Here is a 17,371-nt window from a genome sequence, read left to right as displayed (position 1 = left end):
CTCGTGAAGGATGATTGGGCAACGAGAGAGCTAATTCTCCCGCCCCGCGCTCTCCAGCGCCGCGAGCAGATCGTCGATCTCCATGCGCTTGCGAAAATCCGGGTCGACGAAGCGAGCTTTGACGAGGCCGTCTCGACCGACAACGAAGACGGCCGGAATCGGCAGCATCCAGCCATCATTACCGTGGAATTTTGCCATGTCCTGATAGGACAAGAGCTGCTGGATCTCGGTGCCGAGCCAGATCGCCAGGTTAAGCGACAGCGCATAGCCATTGTCGAGATCGGTCAGCACCGGAAACGGTGCGCCAGAGTCGGCCTTGAACGTCTCGGTGTACTCCTGCGTCTCCGGCATGATCGCGACGATCTGCGCGCCCATCGCCTTGATCCGCCCCTCTGCCTGGATCACCGCGCGGACGTTCAGCCGGCAGTAAGGACACCAGTGCCCGCGAAAGAACATCACCGCGACCGGCCCGCACGCAAGCAGCGAGGGCAGCGCGATGAGCTGTCCCCGATCGTCGGGCAGCACAAAGGGCGGCATGGCCTCGCCCGGACGCGGCGCATTCTCGCCGCCGCCGTTCTGGCTCAGCCGCTCCACCAGGCGATCGACCGCATCGCCATAGGCAGGGAAGATCTCGCGGCCGGCGCTCGCATAGGCACGGAGCTGCTCGTTCAGCGTTCCCTCCATGTCGCGGCAGCGCTGGAAGGCTGATTTGAGACGTTCGGCATCGGCTGGGGTCAACGACGTCATCTTACCGCTCCGGCACCATGATGAGAGGGACATTATTTTGCGTTCGGGCCACCCTGCAAGGATAACCGTGAACGCCCGCCAGTTGGGTGCCCTGTCATCGAACGCCGGATCTCCCGGGAGCGGAAATGCCGATCCCCAATCGGTTCGATAGCTGTCGCCTATCGCAGCCCGATAGCGAGGAGCTATCGCATCGAGAGCCAGTTCGCATTTCACCTCTTTCGGTACGGCGTCCATCCTGCGCGCAGTTCAAGCTGCAACCGACAGGAGCCGGTCATGAATCGCCAAATCGCCTTGCGTCTCTCCCGTTTCGCCAGCTGGCTGGCGCTGTTGTTCCTCCTGCTGTCGGCGGCCACCCAGGTGGCCCGCGCCGACAGCGATGACGGCGTCGTTCGCGTGAAAAGCGCCGTGCCGATCCCGGAGGCGATCAGCCGCATCAAGGCCGACATCGCCGCCAAGGGCATCAAATTCTTCATCGAGGTCGATCAGTCAAAGCTTGCCGCAGACGCCGGCATCAAGCTGCGGCCTTCGACCCTCCTCATGTTCGGCAATCCGCCACTGGGCACGCAGTTCATCACCGCCAATCCCAATGCCGGGCTCGACTGGCCGGTGCGCCTGCTGCTGACGCAAGACGACAATGGCGAGGTCTGGGCGGTGTGGACCGATTTTGACTGGATCGCAAAGCGCCACAACATCACGAACCGCGAAGCGCAGTTCAAGATGGCAACGACGGTCGTCAAATCGATCACGTCCACCATCACCAGCAAATAACGGCTGCCCCGGTGGCGCGCGAGACATTCGACGTGGTGATCCTGGGCGGCGGCAATGCCGGCATCGGCGTGACCGGCGCGGTCCGACGTGCTGGCCAGTCGGTGGCGATGATCGAAGCGTCCGATCTCGGGGGCACCTGCCCCAACCGGGGTTGCACTTCGAAAAAGGTCCTGGTCGCCGCAGGGCAGGTCCTGCACGATATCGAGCGCGCCGCGGTCCACCACATCGCGGTCGGCAAGCTCCGGCTCGACTGGGCCGCGCTGATCGACCGCGAGAAGGACCTGATCAAGGACATTCCTGCTAGTCTCGCCCGCGCCATGGTGCGCCGTGAGGTCGAGGTGATCAAGGGTTTTGGCACCTTCGTCGCGCCCGATACCATCCGCGTCGGCGACCGTCTGCCGGAAGCCCGTCACATCGTGATCGCAAACGGATCAAAGCCGCGGCCATTGCCGATTCCCGGGGCCGAGCACATGATCACCACGGACGATATGCTACGCGACCGTGAGCTGCCTGCCTGCGTCATTTTCGTCGGCGGTGGCGTGATTTCGCTGGAATTCAGCCACGTCTATGCGCGGGCCGGTGCGGACGTAACCATTCTCGAGGTACTTCCGCAACTCCTGCCCGCCATGGACACCGACGCGGTCGCCCGCTTGCAGACCGAGAGCGAGCGCATCGGGATCAAGATCAGTACCAGTGTCAGCGTCCGACGCATCGAGCCCGCAGGCGAACAGTTTCGCGTGATCTTCACCCATGACGGCGTCGAACAGGTCGCGATGGCCGATCGTGTCGTCAACGGAGCCGGACGTGTGGCGAATATTGACAATCTCGATCTCGCCGCCGGTCGCGTCACGCATGCCAATGGACGTGTCGCGGTCGATCAGTACCTGCGCTCGACATCCAACCCCCGGGTTTATGTCTGCGGTGACGCTGTCCCGATCTCGCCGCAACTGTCGCCGATCGCGACCTATGAAGGCGACATCGTCGGACGCAACATCGTCGCTGGGGCGAAATACATGCCCGACTATGTGGGCATGGCGACGTCGGTCTACACCGTACCGGCGCTGGCCGCCGTCGGCCTGACTGAGATCGCGGCACGGCGAACCGGCGCCACCATCGACGTTCATGACAACGACATGCGCGACTGGTTCTCAGCCCGCTCCTATGCCGAGACCGTGGCCTGGTCGAAGGTGATCGTGGACCGCGTCTCCGACTGTATCCTCGGTGCGCATTTCGTCGGACACGGCGGCCAGGAGCTGATCAACATCTTCGGGCTTGCTATCAAATTCGAATTACGGCCGGCGAGATCCGAGACAACGTCTACGCCTATCCGACGTTTTCGGCCGACATCAAGCACATGCTCGGACGCGCATAGCGACACGCTATCGTCTCAAGAGCGAGAGGGCATTTCATCACGCACGCCATTTCGACGATGCTGAGGCCATAGCCGGTGACCGGAGGTCGCGGCCAACAGAGGAGACACATAGATGACCACGAATACCAAACTCTTGCGCGCGATCGGGCCTGCCCTCGCTCTGGCCGGCGCCGTCACTCTCATCGCGCAACCCGCGTCCGCCGGCGAATGCCCGGCCGACAAGATGAAGCCGAATGCACGTCAGATGGTCGACTACAAGCCGGTCGGAGTCACCGATGTCACGCTCGGCTCAATCAACCTCGAGAAACAGCCTGCCAATATCAAGGACCGCGAGCTGCGCTTCCGCAAATTGACCATCGAACCCGGCGGCATCGTGCCTTGGCACAGCCATGACGATCGCCCGGCGCTGATCTACGTGCAGCAGGGCGAGATCGTCGAATATGCCTCCAACTGCATCGACCCGATCGTGCACAAGGCGGGCGATCTCCGGCCCGAGGTGTTTGGCACCTCGCACTGGTGGAAGAACCTCGGCGAGGAGGCCGTCATTCTCTATGTCGGCGACGTCCGCAAGGACCCGCACGACCACAATATGTAACGAGCGCCTCCGGCCCCCCAGCCGCACTCGTTACCGGATGTGATGACCCGGAATCCCCGTGCCAGCCCCGCGCCGGGCGTCACATCCTCCCTTCTATGCAGGAGACGTCACGTCATGACCGACCTGACCACACATATAAGACCGGCAGCAATTGAGATGCATGGACATTCTCCAGGCGTCCTGCTCCGTTCATTCGTCATCGGCTTGACCGCCTTCCTGACCGTGGTCGATCTGTTCACCACTCAAGCGATCCTGCCGTCGCTGACCCGCCACTACGGCGTCACCCCAGCGGCAATGGGCTTTGCAGTGAATGCCAGCACCTTCGGCATGGCGACGGCGAGCCTCGTCGTCGGCTTTTTCAGTCCACGGATCGACCGGCGGTTGGGCATCCTGCTCAGCCTCACCTTGCTCGCGATCCCCACAAGCCTGCTCGCGGTCGCCCCCAACCTTACCGTCTTCACGGTTCTGCGCATCGCTCAGGGCTTATGCATGGCTTCGGCCTTTGCGCTAACGCTCGCCTACCTCGGAGAGCAATGCAGCGCGATAGACGTCGGAGGCGCTTTTGCCGCCTACATCACGGGCAATGTCGCGAGCAATCTGGTCGGCCGGCTGATTTCGGCGGCACTTGCCGATCATCTCGGGCTGTCCTGGAACTTCTATTTCTTTGCCGCGCTCAATCTGACTGGTGCGGTCCTGGTCTATTTCACGATAAGGCGCGTCCAGCCGATGCGGGCAACGATGATCACGGAATCCCCGCTTACTGCGATCATAGCGCATTGGCGGAATCCGCAGCTACGTGCGGCGTATTCTCTCGGCTTCTGCATCCTGTTTGCGTTCATAGGCACGTTCACTTTCGTGAACTTTGTACTGGTGCGGCCGCCACTGTCGCTCGGCATGATGGAGATCGGCTTTGTTTACTTCGTGTTCGCGCCATCGATCGTCACGACTTTGCTGGCCGGCACCGTCGCAACACGCGTCGGTACCCGGCCAACGATCTGGAGTGCGCTGGGTTTTGCCGCGCTCGGTCTTCCCTTGATGCTTAGCTCACATCTGCCCGAAGTGCTAACAGGTATGGTCCTCGTCGGAGTAGGCACCTTCTTTGCGCAAGCCGCTGCAACCGCCTTTGTCGGGCACGCCGCGAGGGAGAACCGGGGCGTTGCCAGCGGCACCTATCTGGCATGCTACTTTTTCGGCGGCCTTGTCGGCACTGAAGTTCTTGGCCAGCTATTTGATCATTTTGGATGGACCGCGTGCGTCATTGGCGTCGCAGTTTCGCTTGTGTCGGCGGCGCTGCTGACTTCGTCACTAAGAAGCTAACGATTATTTCGCCGAGTCCGCTTTGGCCGAGGCTGGCCATCCGCGATTTCGCATTTTGCTCCGGGATCGCACTTCCTGATCGGCGAGAAAATAGTCAGCACTCAGTGCCGCAATAGTTTTAGCGAATCCCTCGAATGCTCGATGACGCTCTCCGTTTCCGACGTCTGATGTCGGCGCATCCGCCGTCGGCCGCCCCTTCGCACCGTCAAGGGAAAGTAGGTAAGACCGTTTGAAAAATCAGCTGCTCAAACGGTATTTCTCGCTAAATCATTGATATGGTGGGCGCACCAGGGCTCGAACCTGGGTTAAGAGTCGGCTGTCCTGAACAGCGGGTGTTTACGTGACAGCCCAACGCCTAAAGCAACTGCTTGCTATCTCGTACCGAGATCACGCACGAGCGTGCAGCCAATATGGCTTGGAAACTTTAGCACCATTTGCTGACGGTTTCGCAGTAATCGCTAGACCGTCCGGCCGATCCTCACCGCTCTTGTCCTTGAGTTCTAATACGCTCACTATTTGGGTCTCGACGGATATCGTCTTTGTCATTTCCGGATCGGCTGCGAGTTTGCATCGATTCCATAACGTTCGCTCGCGCAAAAAGATGTCCGTGCTCGAGGTGCTGGGAGATTCGCTCCCGTGCCACTCCAGCAAGCTTTTGTCGTGCACGCTCATTGTCCGGGAATGCGCGTTCTAAAGCTCTCTCAATGATCGCCATTTGCGATTGAGCTGTCACAAGGGCGGGATCACGCGCGGCCGTCTGCCGGTCGGCTGAGCGAAACGTCTCCGCTGTCACCCGCCAGCGGTTACGCAGCACCTGCCGTCGCTCGACATGCGCCTGCCCGTTGGCGGCGTCAATCACCTTGATTGTCTTTGTGACCTGTTCGACGCCGTCCCTCCGCACCTGAACGCGATCGCCGGGCTTCGCGTCGCTGTCGGCGGTCGCCTTTTCGAGACCGACGCCCCACACCTGATGCCGACGGCCGCTGTCGAGCTCGATCGCCACGTAGGCGGTTTTCTCGGCATCGTTTTGATTGCGATACGGTGCCTGGCCAACCTCGATCAAGCGTCCCGAGACACCTTTGTCGTAGTCAAGTCTCTCTGCGCGCCCATCTTTGTCAGAAACCGGACTAGGCCCTGTCTCCAGACTTCGCGGTTGCGTTCGTTTCCAGACGTCTTGCCGGTCGGCGAGCGTCTGCCTGTCGAGTTCGGTCGGCTGATAGCCCCGCACCTGCATGCCGCGTGCGCTAGCCTCGAGCCACGCCTCACGACGGAATTCCACGGAGCCACGGACCTCGAGAGACGTCCATTGCCGATGTTGCGCCACGCTGACCATGTCGCGGATCACCTCGGCCGCCGCGTGGCGCGTGACCAGGCGGTCGTCGGCGACCTTGAACGCGAGATACTCGCCCTTATCGTCGGCATAAAGCCGGGCACCGCCGTTTGCCCCTTCTTTGCCGGGCTCGTTGACCGCAACGTAATATTTGCGGCGGATGCGATCGGGTAGCGCATTGTCACCCATCGCCGCGGAGGATGCATTTTCGGCCGATGCTGACTTCGCTGCGGATTCCTTGGCTGTGATATCCGTGCCAGGATCGTGCCCTGTCCGCTCTCGCCGTTTGAAGCTGAAGTCCTGGCTGTTCTCACGCGTGTTGTTCATGTTGCCGTCCATTATGCTTCCGGCTTGCCCGTCGCGCCGGCGGGATGGCCTGAGCGTCGATGTAATTCAGGGTCCAGGCTTTCATGTCGTCCTCGGACAACCCTTCAAGGTCGACGTCCGCGTCTCCGAAATCGAAACTAGCGTTGGCGGGAATTGTGGACGGGTCAGCCACCTCCTCATCCGTCATCGGCCGGGCCCGGAACACCGCCCGCAACTCGGCGACCTCAGAGCGAAGCACCTTGATCTCTGCATCGAGGAGCGCGTTTGAACGTCCTTTGGGCAATTCCGGGGCTGGCACCGGCAGCAATCGCTTCAGGAACGCCTTGTCTTCGTAGTATACGATCTTGTCGGCGATAACGGGCGGAATGCCGGTACCCAGAACGAACGCTTTGGATTTGGGAAGAAGCTTCAGCTCCTGCGGCAGCATGAGGGCCCGACGATGCTCGGAGACCGTCTCGCTGGTCGAACGCATCGCCAGCCCTTTCGGTCCGCTGCGACTGCGCGCTTTCACGGTGTCGTACCCGATGCGTTCCGAAAGTTCATTGGCGACGTCCTGTTCCTTTGGGGCGAACACCACCTCGACAGCATGGTTGGTCATGAAGTTGCGGGCCGCGTCGGTCCCGTAAATCGCGCGTAACTGCGCCGGGCTCTGGACCACGGTAAGCAGGCGGATGCCGTATCCGGCGATGAACGCGACGGATTTCGCGAGCACATTGACATTGCCCAAGGCGGGAAACTCATCAAGCAGCAGCAAAAGCTTGCGATTGAGTTTTGGGTTCTGTTCCGGCAGTTCGCGGGTGTTGAGATCGACGACTTGCTGGAAAAACAGATTGAGAAGTGGCGCCATGCGGTCGAGATTGTCAGGCGTGACCCCGAGATAGATCGACATCGGCCGTTGCCGCAGTTGCCGCAAATCGAAATCATTGGCCGAAGTTGCGGCATCGATCCTGGGGTTGAGCCACAAACCCAGGCGCGCCGTCACGGTCTTGCGCACCGAGTTCATGGTGTTCTCGGAAGCGGCAAGGAAGTCATTCAGTGCCGTGATGCAATGCCGGGAAGGAGGTGACGGACCTGACTTTCGCGCCGCGATGAGTTTATCGAAATGCGCCTTTAGGTCGGGGGCAGCGGACAGCTGGTGCAGGATCTCGCCGATCGTCAGGGGAAGGCCTGGAGTTTCCGCGACATAGCCTCCAACAGCGACAAAGGCCGAGCGGGCGGCCTCGAACCAGAACGGGTCGCCGCGGCTCTCCGCCGGAAACAGCATGACGGCAATGCGTTGCAGATCATCATAAAGATCCGCAGGATCGCTGCGCACGTAACCGAGCGGATTGTAGCGCGCGGTGCGTCCGTTCGCCTCAAGCGGGTCGAACAGATGGACCTCCTGAGCATGGGCCGCCCGAAACCCTGCAGAGCGATCCCAGTTCTCTTTCTTGACGTCGAGAACAACCGCCGAATCTGGCCAGTTCAGCAAATTGGGAATGACATAGCCGACGCCCTTGCCTGCCCGGGTCGGGGCATAGACGAGGACGTGTTCGGAACCGCCGAAACACAGTAGCGCACCGTCCTTGCGGCCGAGCAGGATGCCTTCAGTGGAACGCAAGCCCGCGGCCTTGATCTCCCGCTCTGAGGCAAAGCGCGCGCTGCCGTGAAGAGGCAGAGGACGGTGACGGAGCACAGCACCCAGCATTCCGAACACCACAACGACACCGGCAAGCGTCGCCAGCGTCAGCCACCGGTCGAAACGTGGGTCGGCGCCGTAACGCGGCCAGCCTGTGACGATCTCCGACCAGTGCAAGCCACCGTCGTGAAGCCGCAGCCCGAGCAGCAGAACATTCGAGGCGACCAGCAGAAACAGCGCGCAGGCCGCGAGAGCCAGCGCGATGCCCCGCGCCGCCTTAGCTGATGCGGTCGCGCTTGCGAACGGGGTCATAGTAAATCTCCGAGATGCGGTAGCGGCCGTCCCGCTTCTGCATCTGGATGACGACGTCCACGAGAAGCAGCAGCAGCGAGCGAATGTCGTCGCGATGAAGGTCGCGGCCTTCCGCGCTTTCCTTGACCAACAACGTCAGCTGCTCGAAGGCGAGCCGCGCGCTGTCGGCATGAACCGTTGTGATCGATCCTGGATGGCCTGAGTTGACATTTCTCAGATAGAAGAACGCCGTCCCGTCGCGTAGCTCCTGCAGCAGGATTCGATCCGGCCGCATCCGCAGGCAGGACTCCAGAAGTTCGCGCGGTCCAATTTTGGCAACGCCCTGCCCGTCCTTGGCGTAGAGTAGCCGCACGCAATTCTGATGCGGGATGACAAGCTCGGCGGTGTCCTCAATGGTGATGAGCCGCTCTTGTGCGGGGATCGCCGTGATCAACGCCTTGGATAGCGTCGTCTTTCCCGAACCGGTCGCCCCGGAAATGATGACGTTGCGGCGAGTTGAGACGGCAAGCTGGAGGAAGTCGCGCCAGGCGCCGGCATCTTTCAGCGCCAAAAGCCGATGCTCGTCGGCCGTGAGATCGTCATTGGCGACACGGACCTCATCGAACAGTTTTGTCCGCTCAAAGGCGTCCAGTGTCAGCGTCAAAGCCGACGGCTTGCGGATTGTGAGACTGACCGTGCCGGCTGGCACAGCCGGCGGGACGACGATTTGGCAGCGCTCCTCGCCGATCAGGGTGGTCGACACCACTGGATGCTCCGGACCGATGTCCTGACGGGTATGGCCGGCGGCCGCGGTCGCGAGATTTGAAAGATAGGCGTGTGTCAGAGTTGGCGCTTCGTGCCGGGTCCAGCCGCCAGGACCTTCCACGAAAATCTCGCCGGGGCGGTTGACGACGATTTCCGTCAGGGAGTTGTCTGCCAGAAATGGAGCCAGCGGCTCCAGATAGCGCGCCAGCACGAGCCAGCTGCCATCGCGTTCGACGGAGTGTACCGCGCTCACTTTGTCACCACGGCCGGGGCGGCGAGGCCCCCGGGGATGGTGCGGTCCAATATCTGCGTGCGGGTCTCGACCCGCCGCAGTTGATAGACCGAGGAGAAATCGACGTCGCGGGCGACAAAGATATTGACCAATTCGCCCTGATTCTTGTTGAGCGTCGGCGGAATGTTGATCGACTGCTCGACAGCGATACCGGCGGCGGTGTTGGTGGCGCCGGTGGTGTTGTTAATTTGGATGGAGCTGTCCTGTAGCTGCTGACGTCCGATCGAGGAGGCATCGCTAACGATCGACAGCAACAGCGCCGAGCCGAACCGTTCGAAGAAGTGGGTGTCGATGTCGCCGTCAAAACCGGCGCGGCCCAGAGCATCGGTGGCCGGCGAGGCCAGTGCCGCAATGACGCCGGTCGGTGTCTTGGCGCGGGTCCACAGCACGAACAGGCGTTTTGAGCCGCGTCGCACGTTGCCGCGATATTCACCGACCACTTGCGTGCCCTTTTCCATCAACACCACGTTGCCGGAATCCGACATCGCGTCGCGTACGACGACGCAGGAGACGAAACCCGCCACGTCCGAGGACATCGCCGTCTCCAGCACGCACGGGATCGAGGTGCCCTGGGTGATGAGCAGATTGCGGTTGGGAAGCCGCGCTGCGCGCACGCCCTCAATCGGCGTGGGCTTCAGCTTGTCGGCAAGGTCGTTGCGCGGCTCGCCCCGGCCAAATCCATAGGAATCGGTGACGACACTTCCGGTCACGCTGTCGTGGGCAGCACGCCCCGCAGAGATCGGCCGATTATAGGCCAGCACCGGTGCGCGCCGGGCACTTTCCAGAAGCTGGTCGGAAGCGAGCGCGGGGGCGGCTGGCGTGGCTGCGACCGGCGCGGCTCCAACTGAGGCCGTCGTGATCGGTGCGGGAGGTAGCTCCGGGATGGGCTCGAACGCCGCCGCCTGGCGGATCACCAGCTTGCGGGCGGAATCGCTGACGGGCTTATCACCTTTCCAGGTGCCCCAAATGATCAGAGCGGCAAAGGCGGTGAGTGCCAGCGCGCCGAAGCCGCGTTTGAGCATTGCCGCTCGACCATTGTCCCCTCCTCCCACGGGCGTAATGCCACGGTCGCCGGCGATCGTCTCATCGTGATGTTCGGTCATGTCGCCGCTCGCCTATCGTGGCCTTGGGGTTGCTGGTGATTTCTTCGCCCGCCGATCGATCGAGGGGCTTGTGGTATTGGTGCCCGGGTTGACCCCCACAGCGTCGAACGCTTCGTTGAAGATGCAGAGCACGTTGTCGCCTTTGCGCAGCCGAAATTCCCGGGCCGTGGCATGAACGACCACGAGCTCGCCGCGGACATCCTTGGGCACCAGGCTTTCCGAGCCGTCCGAATTGATCAGGTAGATCGCGGGGATTTCGCGGTTCCCTGCAAAGCGGAACGTGGTCTCCTTGCCGTCGTCGAACACGGCTTCGGGTTCGAGGTCGACCGAGCCCTGTGCCGAAAAACGCCAGTTGCGGGCGCCATAGGCATGATGCAGGTCGAAAGTCTGGTCGATCAGCGCGCCTTCCCGCTCGGCGCCGCGGGCGGTCGCCTCCGCACGCCGGCGTTCGATCTCATCGCCGGGATAAGCGAAGCGGACGACGAAGTAACTGTCCGCGAGCGTCGTTTCGGCGATCGACAACTCGAATTGATACGAGCGCTTGCGTCCGTCAGGACGCGTGGTGACGACCTGCAAATTGGTTGGTGGATGTTTCTCGCGGGGTTTAAGGAACAGGATTGAGCCCGCCGGTGCGACCTCCCATGCAATCGCGTCGCCGATCGCGACATGCGCGACCTCCTCATCGTCGGCAAACAACACCTGGGTCGATGCGCGAATCACGCCGTTGACCTTGACGACGTTGGCTGGGTCGTAGGTCACGGTTCTCACGCGGGCATCATGTTGACCTGGTGACGGCTGTTGCAAGGCCATTGCCGGCCCCGCGAATCCCAGGGCGAAAATCATCAAGAGAGCGAAGGATTTCATGGCACGACCTCCGGATCGGCGCGATATTCCGAGACCAGAAATCCGAGGGGATTGGTGAGAGGGTCGGCGGAGGACATTGGCGCATTGGCGTAGGCAAACGTCAGGGTCGAAACCCAATGGGTGACGCGGGTTTCCTCGCCCTTGCGGCTCTCTTTCATAAAACGGACCGAGGCGACATTGTCTGCCAGGAGCGAGATCGCCTTGATCCGCACCGTGGCGACCCCGAAACGGCCCTGAACGACTTGTGGGCTTTCGGGATTGGAGCCGCGATACCAGGCCGCGAACCGGGCCTGTTCGCCCTGACCCGAAAGTAGCGAAATGGTGCGGAAGTTGGTTTCGGCCTCCGGATAGCTGTAACCTTCGCGCGCGCGGACGTAGCGGCCGAGGAAATATTTGGTGACGGCTTCATCATAGCGCGCCGGAGTCGAATTGAGCGCGGAGACGGTATCTACAATCCCGGTCGCGTTATCGACCCGGATCACGAACGGCTCGACCGTCTTTAGCGGCGCAAGTGCTACGACCGCGCCAACCGAGGCGACCGCCAACGCGCAGGCGCCCGCGGCAATCACCCACGCCGTTCGCCGCGAGCGATGCGCCGACAGCAACAGATCCTGTTCCCATCGCCGCGCATTGTCGAAATAGGTTTGCAGCTCGTCGTGTCCGACCATCTCACGCCTCCTTGCCGCAAGCGCGGTAAGAGGCTGCAATCTCGGCGCGCTGGTCCGACGCGGCGAGTTGGCTAGAGGGCGCCGCCGGGCTGGCTTCGCCTTTGCGGATGACTGGTCCTGGCGCGGATGGCGCAGGTGATGGCTCGGGGGCCGCCAACGGCGTGTTGATTTCCCAATCCCACAACGACCGATTGAGCGGCCGCCGAGCTTGGCCATCGCATGACGGCGGTCCCTTTGACCAGATCGCGCATCCGCCAAGCTGAAATCCGATGACGCAGATGATGAATAGTCGACGCCACATCGTTCTGATGCCCCTGTCTGTCTTTCTCGTCTGTTGCCGACGATGATTGCTTACGCGGCTGTGGCCCCCGACGATCGGGTGCGCCGCATACTGCCGCCCTGCCGACTTGCTCTTACGGCGGCGAGACCGCGGCTGGCCGACCAACGGGCGCCGGCATAAGCGCCGCTGGCTGCGGCCGAAGCGTTGGCGATCATTGGGCTCGTGACCAGCCGGCTTGCGAGCGACGCACCACCCCCGGCGAGGCCGCCTGCGATGACCGGCAGTTGAAGCGAGATGTAACCGGACAGGCCGAGCACCGCGCTGATGGCGACAGCGGCCACCACCATCTCGCCGGCTGTGCCGGCGTTTGCCGCAAACCTGTCGATGAAGCCGGTGACGGTCGTTAACATCAACCCGACCAGAGCGACCACCAGCACCAGCAGGATCACGAAATTCGCGACCTGCCGAAGCCAGGCTTCAGTAAACGGCCGCGTGGCCTCAAGTAAGCCAAGCGCAATGAAGACCGGGCCGAGCGCGATGACGACGCTCAGACCAATCTTGGCATAGAGAAGGATGGCAAACTGCAAGAAGGACCCAACCGCAACAAAGACCAGGAGAATGGCCGCAATTAGTGCGGGCGCGATGTTAGTCAGACCGGCTTGTTCGTAAATCCGGTTGGCGACGTCAATTCCTTTGGACAGAAGCTGATCGAATGGAGCTCCGGAGTTGGTATTCAGTCCAGAGCCCGCCAAGGCGTTGCCGATCTCCTTCGGCAAGGAATCAAGGAACAGACCGGTGACGTATTGCTGGAACGCACTCGAGTTGGTCGCGAGCAGCACCACGACCACGATCCGCATCGCCCGCCAGGCAAACTCCATGATTGGCTCCGAGATTGCGCCCCGCATTACGGCGAAACCGTACAGGATGACATAGAGCATCACGGCCGCGCGGAGGGGGCCATCAATGTAGGAGGCAAGATTAGACACTGAGGTCGATACAAATGCCGTGATCGGCTGCTCGAACTCTTTCAGGAAACTGTCAAAGACGTTTACGGCCATCGCGGCGATCCTTACTTCAGGGCGTCTTTCATCTCTTGGATGGTGATCTTGTTGCTTGCTTCGTTGGCGTTGATGCAGTTCGGCGTCTTTCCCAATTCTCCGGGATTGTCGCGGCACGCCTTGATGGCCACCGCCAAACCGTCCCGATGATCAAGAAACCAGCCGACGGTTTTCGTCTGCTCACTCCTGTCGGCCTCGTTACAACCCGTTAGGGTGGCTGCGACGGTGATCGCCAGAATGGATGCCTTCATCGTCATTGCAGCGCCGCCTTCATTTCATCAACCAATTGGCGCTGCTTCTCGCGCTCGCGTTGTCCGTCCATGTCCGTTCGGGCCTGCTGGATCATTGCGAGACCCTGCATCCGGAGCACATCGTTCTGCAGCAACGCCTGTTCAGCCTGAAGCCGCGCCGACAGATCGAGCGTCTCCTTGACGTCGGTCGCCGAGCTGATGCGCGTTCTCAATTCTTCGAGTGCATCGATACGCTGCGACGCCGTGTCATAGACCGCCTGGCCCATCGAGTGCTTGGCGCCAGTCTGCCGCGCGATGCGATCGAGCTCGCTCTGGTAATACGAATTGCCGCTGTTGCCGGCATAGGCGCGGTTCTGCGAAAGATAATGGTTCATCGCGTCGGCGAAGTTGCCGCCACCCTGCCCCGCAACGAGACGTTCGATGTCGGAGAACTGTTGGGGTAGAACTTTCCGGAACTGCGGCGTGTTCAAAAGCGCGCCAATGTCGTTGGCGTTGGTCCGCTTGTTGAAACTATCATAGAGCTGCTTGGCCTGGTTCAATTGATCCTGCGCCACCCGTAGCTGGGACGTCAGAGTGTCGACCTGCTTCTTCAGTTCCGTCAGTTGCTCGAATTGCCGCGCATAGACGCTAGGATCGAACACAATCTGCGCTCCTGCAGGTGATGCCGTCAGGAGCGTCAAGACTGAGATAGATGTGAGAATCGTCGGGATACGCTGAACCATCATCGGACCGTCCTCCGTTCCGCGTGAAATACGGGCAGCCATTGGGCCGGATCGTCGCCGACCTCCGCCCGAACGCGGTCGAGCAGTTCGACCGTTTCCGTCCGTCCGGACAGCACGGCGAGCGCATCGTCGAAACCGCCGAGATCAAGTTCCGCCACCACCGAGTTGTGGCCTTGCTTGACCAGGAACCGCCGACTTTCGGGCGCCAGCTCCTCCTTGATCAGACGGAATTCCGTGTCGGTCAGATGGAAACCGTCGACATAGTCCGAGCGAGTCCCCCGCGCATTCGGCAGGAAAATTTGCGTCGGGCATTGCTCGACAATAGTGTGTGCGATTGGGGAAGCCAGCGCATCGCGCGGCGACTGCGTGCCGAACACCATGACGCCGTTCTGCTTGCGGATGGTTTTCAGCTTGTTGTTGGCGAGATCCCGAAAGGCCTCGTCGCCGAGCGCCTTCCAGAACTCGTCGATGTCGATGATCAAGCGCCGGCCGTCGATCAGGCGCTCCACGCGATGAAAGAGGTACATCATGAGCGGCGTGCGAACGGCGGGATGATCGAGCAGATCGGTCATGTCGAAGCCGATAAACCGGGCATCGAGGCCGATCGCGTCGTGCTCGCCATCCAGCACCCAGCCGAAAGGAGCACCCCGGCACCATCGCTCCAATCGGGCGCCGATTCCTTCGCGATCCTGTTGGCCCAGAAAAGCCCGCAGCGCACCGAACGAGCGCTCCGCCTGCCGCAGGTGACCAAGCGCTCTCAACCCGGAATCGATCCGCTCCTCCTCGGATACGGTCAGCGCGCGGTCTTCTGGCGTAACGAGCTTCCGGATAAGAGTGCCCAGGAAGGAAAGATTGGCTGGCGTCAGCTCTAGCGCCTTGAGCGGCGCGCAGCCGGTCGCAATGCCGTTGTGGAGCGTCAGATAGGTGCCTCCGGCGGCACGGACGAAAATCTCAGCGCCGCGGTCCTTGTCGAAGAAGACGTAGGTGGCGCCGAGCCGCTCGGCTTGAGACAGCAGGAAGTTCTGCACGACGGTCTTGCCGGACCCCGAGGGCCCGCAGATGAAGGTGTTGCCGAGGTCGCCGTGATGGAACGAGAAGTAGAACGGCGAGCCGGACGCGGTCTTGAGCATCGCAACCGCCGGTCCCCAATGGTTGCCGGCAGGCTTTCCGGTGGGATAGGTGTGGAACGGAGAAAGTGCCGCGAAATTGCGCGAGGTGATCGCACCAGTTCGCGCCCGATACTTGAACAGTCCCGGAAGCTGGGCCCAATAAGCCGCTTCAAGACCGAGATCCTCGCGCGCAACCACGGCACCCGCGTCAGCCAGTGCGCGCCGCGCCACGCTCATGTGATCCTGCAGCTGCGAAGGCGTCTCGGCGTAGATCAGCAGCGACAGGTGGTGATCTCCAAGCACGAACCTGTTGGATTCGAGATCGTCGAGCGCGTCAGAGAGCTCATCGACCTGCGAGGCCGCCGGATCCTGAGCCGAGACCAGCTGGTTCTGCTTGCGCGTCAGGACAGTCTTGGCGTCGGCTTTCGACAAAAATGCCAAGGATTGGGTGAGGATAACCTCGAAAGGCGCGGAAAGCAGTGCGTTCAACAGGCCAGGCCTGGTGGACGCCGGATACTCCTTAAGCCCAAACATGCCAGCGAAGCGCGACCCGCCCGCGCTGCGGACTTCGATGGCTTCACGGCCGAAGATGACCCGGTTTGAATAAAGTGCGGGGCCAATCGGTCCTTGCGGCAATGGCATCGGCATCCACTCGCCGGAGGCGACGGCATGGAGCAACTCCATTGGCTCTGAGAAGACGATGCCGTCGCGCTCAATCAATCCGAGGGCATGGGCGCCGTAGCGCTCCAATGCCGCGACCATATCGCGGGCGGCATCGTTGAGCCTCTTGATGGCGTCGCTGTCGACCTCGAGGGAAGCCGCAGCACTCCGACCAAGCCGTTTGAAGAACGCGGCCGCAGCGTCGGCGGGGGCGCGACCGGGATGCCAAACCAACGTCAGATAGAGATCGTTGCGAAACAGCGCGGCCTTGCGGAGCCGGTCGCGATATTGCGCATCGAGCGAGGCGGCAAATGTCGATCGGAACGCACCGTCCGGGTAGTCCGACGTTCGGCGTCGGACCAGATGGGTCCAGAGTGCCAGCCGCGGATCTGCCACATTGCGCAGGGTGAGGTTCAGCTTGGCGTGCAGGTCGTTCAGATCCGCAGTCTCGGAGGTCTCGAACGAGGTGCCGTCGAGCCAGATCACCGTCAGCAGGGCCCGCGTCGTGAGACTGATCACCGTATTGGTGACGTGCCGGCCGAACGGCAGGTAGACATCGGGCCCGATCTCCCGGGTTTTGAGCGCTGCGTTACGCATAACCAAGGTCCCGTGTTCGATATCGCCGGACGAGCTTGAGCGGCGTGCAGGACGATCCGCCCCAGAATGACGCGTTGCGCGTGCGTCCGCGGGTTTCGATCCAGGCGAGCAGGATTCGGAACATGTTGGGGTCGTGCCGGCAGATGACGCGGCAAAGACCATGGATCGGGATCGCGACCAGACCGTAGATGATGCTTCCGGCCACCAGGAACAGGATGCAGGAAAACATCATGTTGAGCGCCATGGCTTCCATGGTGACGCCGGCAATCATGGCCGGACGCGTGCAGGCGAGGAACAAGGTGTCCTCCGTGAGACGCACGGCCTCATTCATCAACGCCCCCCGGTCAAGGTCGAGACCACCTCGGAGGCGCCAAACGTGATGGCGACACCGAGCACGACATAGGCGGCCTTGCGCAGATCGAGATAGCCGAACATCCAGGCGATGCCGACGATGATGACCGCCAGCGTCGCCAGCAGGCGCGCGACGTTGCCGGTTAGCATGTTGACGATGTTCTGCAGCACACCCTCGATGTTCGCGGTCTGCGCGAGCGCAGGCTCGACCAAGGCGATGCTGAGAACGGCCCCCATGCAAAGAAGGGCAGCGGAGTGTTTAAGAGGAGAAGTCATGACACGGCTC

At 61.7% G+C, this 17,371-nt stretch carries 17 protein-coding genes; 4 read left to right on the top strand and 13 right to left on the bottom strand.

Annotated elements, in window-relative coordinates; genetic code table 11:
* Positions 1 to 30 precede the first annotated feature (30 nt).
* Positions 31 to 747 (bottom strand): peroxiredoxin-like family protein, encoded by a 717-nt coding sequence (locus ABIB95_RS24100; RefSeq protein WP_247314921.1) that lies wholly within the window; start codon positions 745 to 747, stop codon positions 31 to 33.
* Positions 748 to 1,020: 273 nt separating this feature from the next.
* Here ABIB95_RS24100 and ABIB95_RS24095 point away from each other — a divergent pair, with 273 nt between their 5' ends.
* The 4 genes from ABIB95_RS24095 to ABIB95_RS24080 all read left to right on the top strand — a co-directional run bounded on the left by ABIB95_RS24095 (position 1,021) and on the right by ABIB95_RS24080 (position 4,799).
* A complete protein-coding gene (locus ABIB95_RS24095) occupies positions 1,021 to 1,515 on the top strand; it encodes a DUF302 domain-containing protein (RefSeq protein ID WP_247314919.1) in 495 nt (164 codons plus the stop codon).
* 11 nt (positions 1,516 to 1,526) lie between these two features.
* Positions 1,527 to 2,951, top strand: a complete 1,425-nt coding sequence (locus ABIB95_RS24090; protein ID WP_354242633.1) for a dihydrolipoyl dehydrogenase family protein — start codon at positions 1,527 to 1,529, stop codon at positions 2,949 to 2,951.
* A gap of 48 nt (positions 2,952 to 2,999) precedes the next feature.
* Positions 3,000 to 3,482, top strand: coding sequence for a cupin domain-containing protein (locus ABIB95_RS24085; RefSeq protein ID WP_247314917.1), 483 nt, complete (start codon positions 3,000 to 3,002; stop codon positions 3,480 to 3,482).
* Between the two features lie 114 nt (positions 3,483 to 3,596).
* Complete coding sequence (locus ABIB95_RS24080) at positions 3,597 to 4,799, top strand: MFS transporter (RefSeq protein ID WP_354242629.1); 1,203 nt, start codon at positions 3,597 to 3,599, stop codon at positions 4,797 to 4,799.
* Positions 4,800 to 5,277: 478 nt separating this feature from the next.
* Here the strand turns inward: ABIB95_RS24080 and ABIB95_RS24075 are convergent, their stop codons facing one another.
* The 12 genes from ABIB95_RS24075 to ABIB95_RS24020 form a co-directional block, all read right to left on the bottom strand.
* A complete protein-coding gene (locus ABIB95_RS24075; protein WP_354116265.1) occupies positions 5,278 to 6,456 on the bottom strand; it encodes an LPD7 domain-containing protein in 1,179 nt (392 codons plus the stop codon).
* Complete coding sequence (locus ABIB95_RS24070; protein WP_354242625.1) at positions 6,440 to 8,386, bottom strand: type IV secretory system conjugative DNA transfer family protein; 1,947 nt, start codon at positions 8,384 to 8,386, stop codon at positions 6,440 to 6,442. The genes ABIB95_RS24075 and ABIB95_RS24070 overlap by 17 nt, the downstream gene beginning before the upstream one ends.
* Entirely contained in the window at positions 8,352 to 9,383 is a 1,032-nt protein-coding gene (gene virB11, locus ABIB95_RS24065) for a P-type DNA transfer ATPase VirB11 (protein ID WP_247314913.1), read from the bottom strand. Before virB11 ends, ABIB95_RS24070 begins: the two co-directional genes overlap by 35 nt.
* The gene (virB10, locus tag ABIB95_RS24060) at positions 9,380 to 10,525 is read right to left on the bottom strand and encodes a type IV secretion system protein VirB10 (protein ID WP_354242622.1); all 1,146 of its coding nucleotides are present in this window, start codon (positions 10,523 to 10,525) and stop codon (positions 9,380 to 9,382) included. Before virB10 ends, virB11 begins: the two co-directional genes overlap by 4 nt.
* Before the next feature lie 12 nt (positions 10,526 to 10,537).
* Positions 10,538 to 11,389, bottom strand: coding sequence for a P-type conjugative transfer protein VirB9 (gene virB9, locus ABIB95_RS24055; RefSeq protein WP_354242619.1), 852 nt, complete (start codon positions 11,387 to 11,389; stop codon positions 10,538 to 10,540).
* The gene (locus ABIB95_RS24050) at positions 11,386 to 12,057 is read right to left on the bottom strand and encodes a VirB8 family type IV secretion system protein (protein WP_354242750.1); all 672 of its coding nucleotides are present in this window, start codon (positions 12,055 to 12,057) and stop codon (positions 11,386 to 11,388) included. Before ABIB95_RS24050 ends, virB9 begins: the two co-directional genes overlap by 4 nt.
* 351 nt (positions 12,058 to 12,408) lie before the next feature.
* Positions 12,409 to 13,395, bottom strand: coding sequence for a TrbL/VirB6 family protein (locus ABIB95_RS24045; RefSeq protein ID WP_354242616.1), 987 nt, complete (start codon positions 13,393 to 13,395; stop codon positions 12,409 to 12,411).
* An 11-nt stretch (positions 13,396 to 13,406) separates the two neighbouring features.
* On the bottom strand, positions 13,407 to 13,652 hold the full coding sequence (locus ABIB95_RS24040; protein WP_247314904.1) for an EexN family lipoprotein: 246 nt from the start codon (positions 13,650 to 13,652) through the stop codon (positions 13,407 to 13,409).
* The gene (gene virB5 / locus ABIB95_RS24035) at positions 13,649 to 14,368 is read right to left on the bottom strand and encodes a P-type DNA transfer protein VirB5 (RefSeq protein WP_354242748.1); all 720 of its coding nucleotides are present in this window, start codon (positions 14,366 to 14,368) and stop codon (positions 13,649 to 13,651) included. Before virB5 ends, ABIB95_RS24040 begins: the two co-directional genes overlap by 4 nt.
* Positions 14,368 to 16,734, bottom strand: a complete 2,367-nt coding sequence (locus ABIB95_RS24030) for a VirB4 family type IV secretion/conjugal transfer ATPase (RefSeq protein WP_354242613.1) — start codon at positions 16,732 to 16,734, stop codon at positions 14,368 to 14,370. Before ABIB95_RS24030 ends, virB5 begins: the two co-directional genes overlap by 1 nt.
* A complete protein-coding gene (locus tag ABIB95_RS24025) occupies positions 16,727 to 17,065 on the bottom strand; it encodes a VirB3 family type IV secretion system protein (RefSeq protein ID WP_247314900.1) in 339 nt (112 codons plus the stop codon). The genes ABIB95_RS24030 and ABIB95_RS24025 overlap by 8 nt, the downstream gene beginning before the upstream one ends.
* Positions 17,065 to 17,361: a TrbC/VirB2 family protein gene (locus ABIB95_RS24020; protein ID WP_025038371.1), complete on the bottom strand. Its 297-nt coding sequence runs from the start codon at positions 17,359 to 17,361 to the stop codon at positions 17,065 to 17,067. The genes ABIB95_RS24025 and ABIB95_RS24020 overlap by 1 nt, the downstream gene beginning before the upstream one ends.
* Positions 17,362 to 17,371: the final 10 nt, after the last annotated feature.

It is taken from the genome of Bradyrhizobium sp. LA2.1 (assembly GCF_040547725.1).
GTDB lineage: Bacteria > Pseudomonadota > Alphaproteobacteria > Rhizobiales > Xanthobacteraceae > Bradyrhizobium > Bradyrhizobium barranii.
This window is presented reverse-complemented; position numbering and strand designations above follow the sequence as displayed.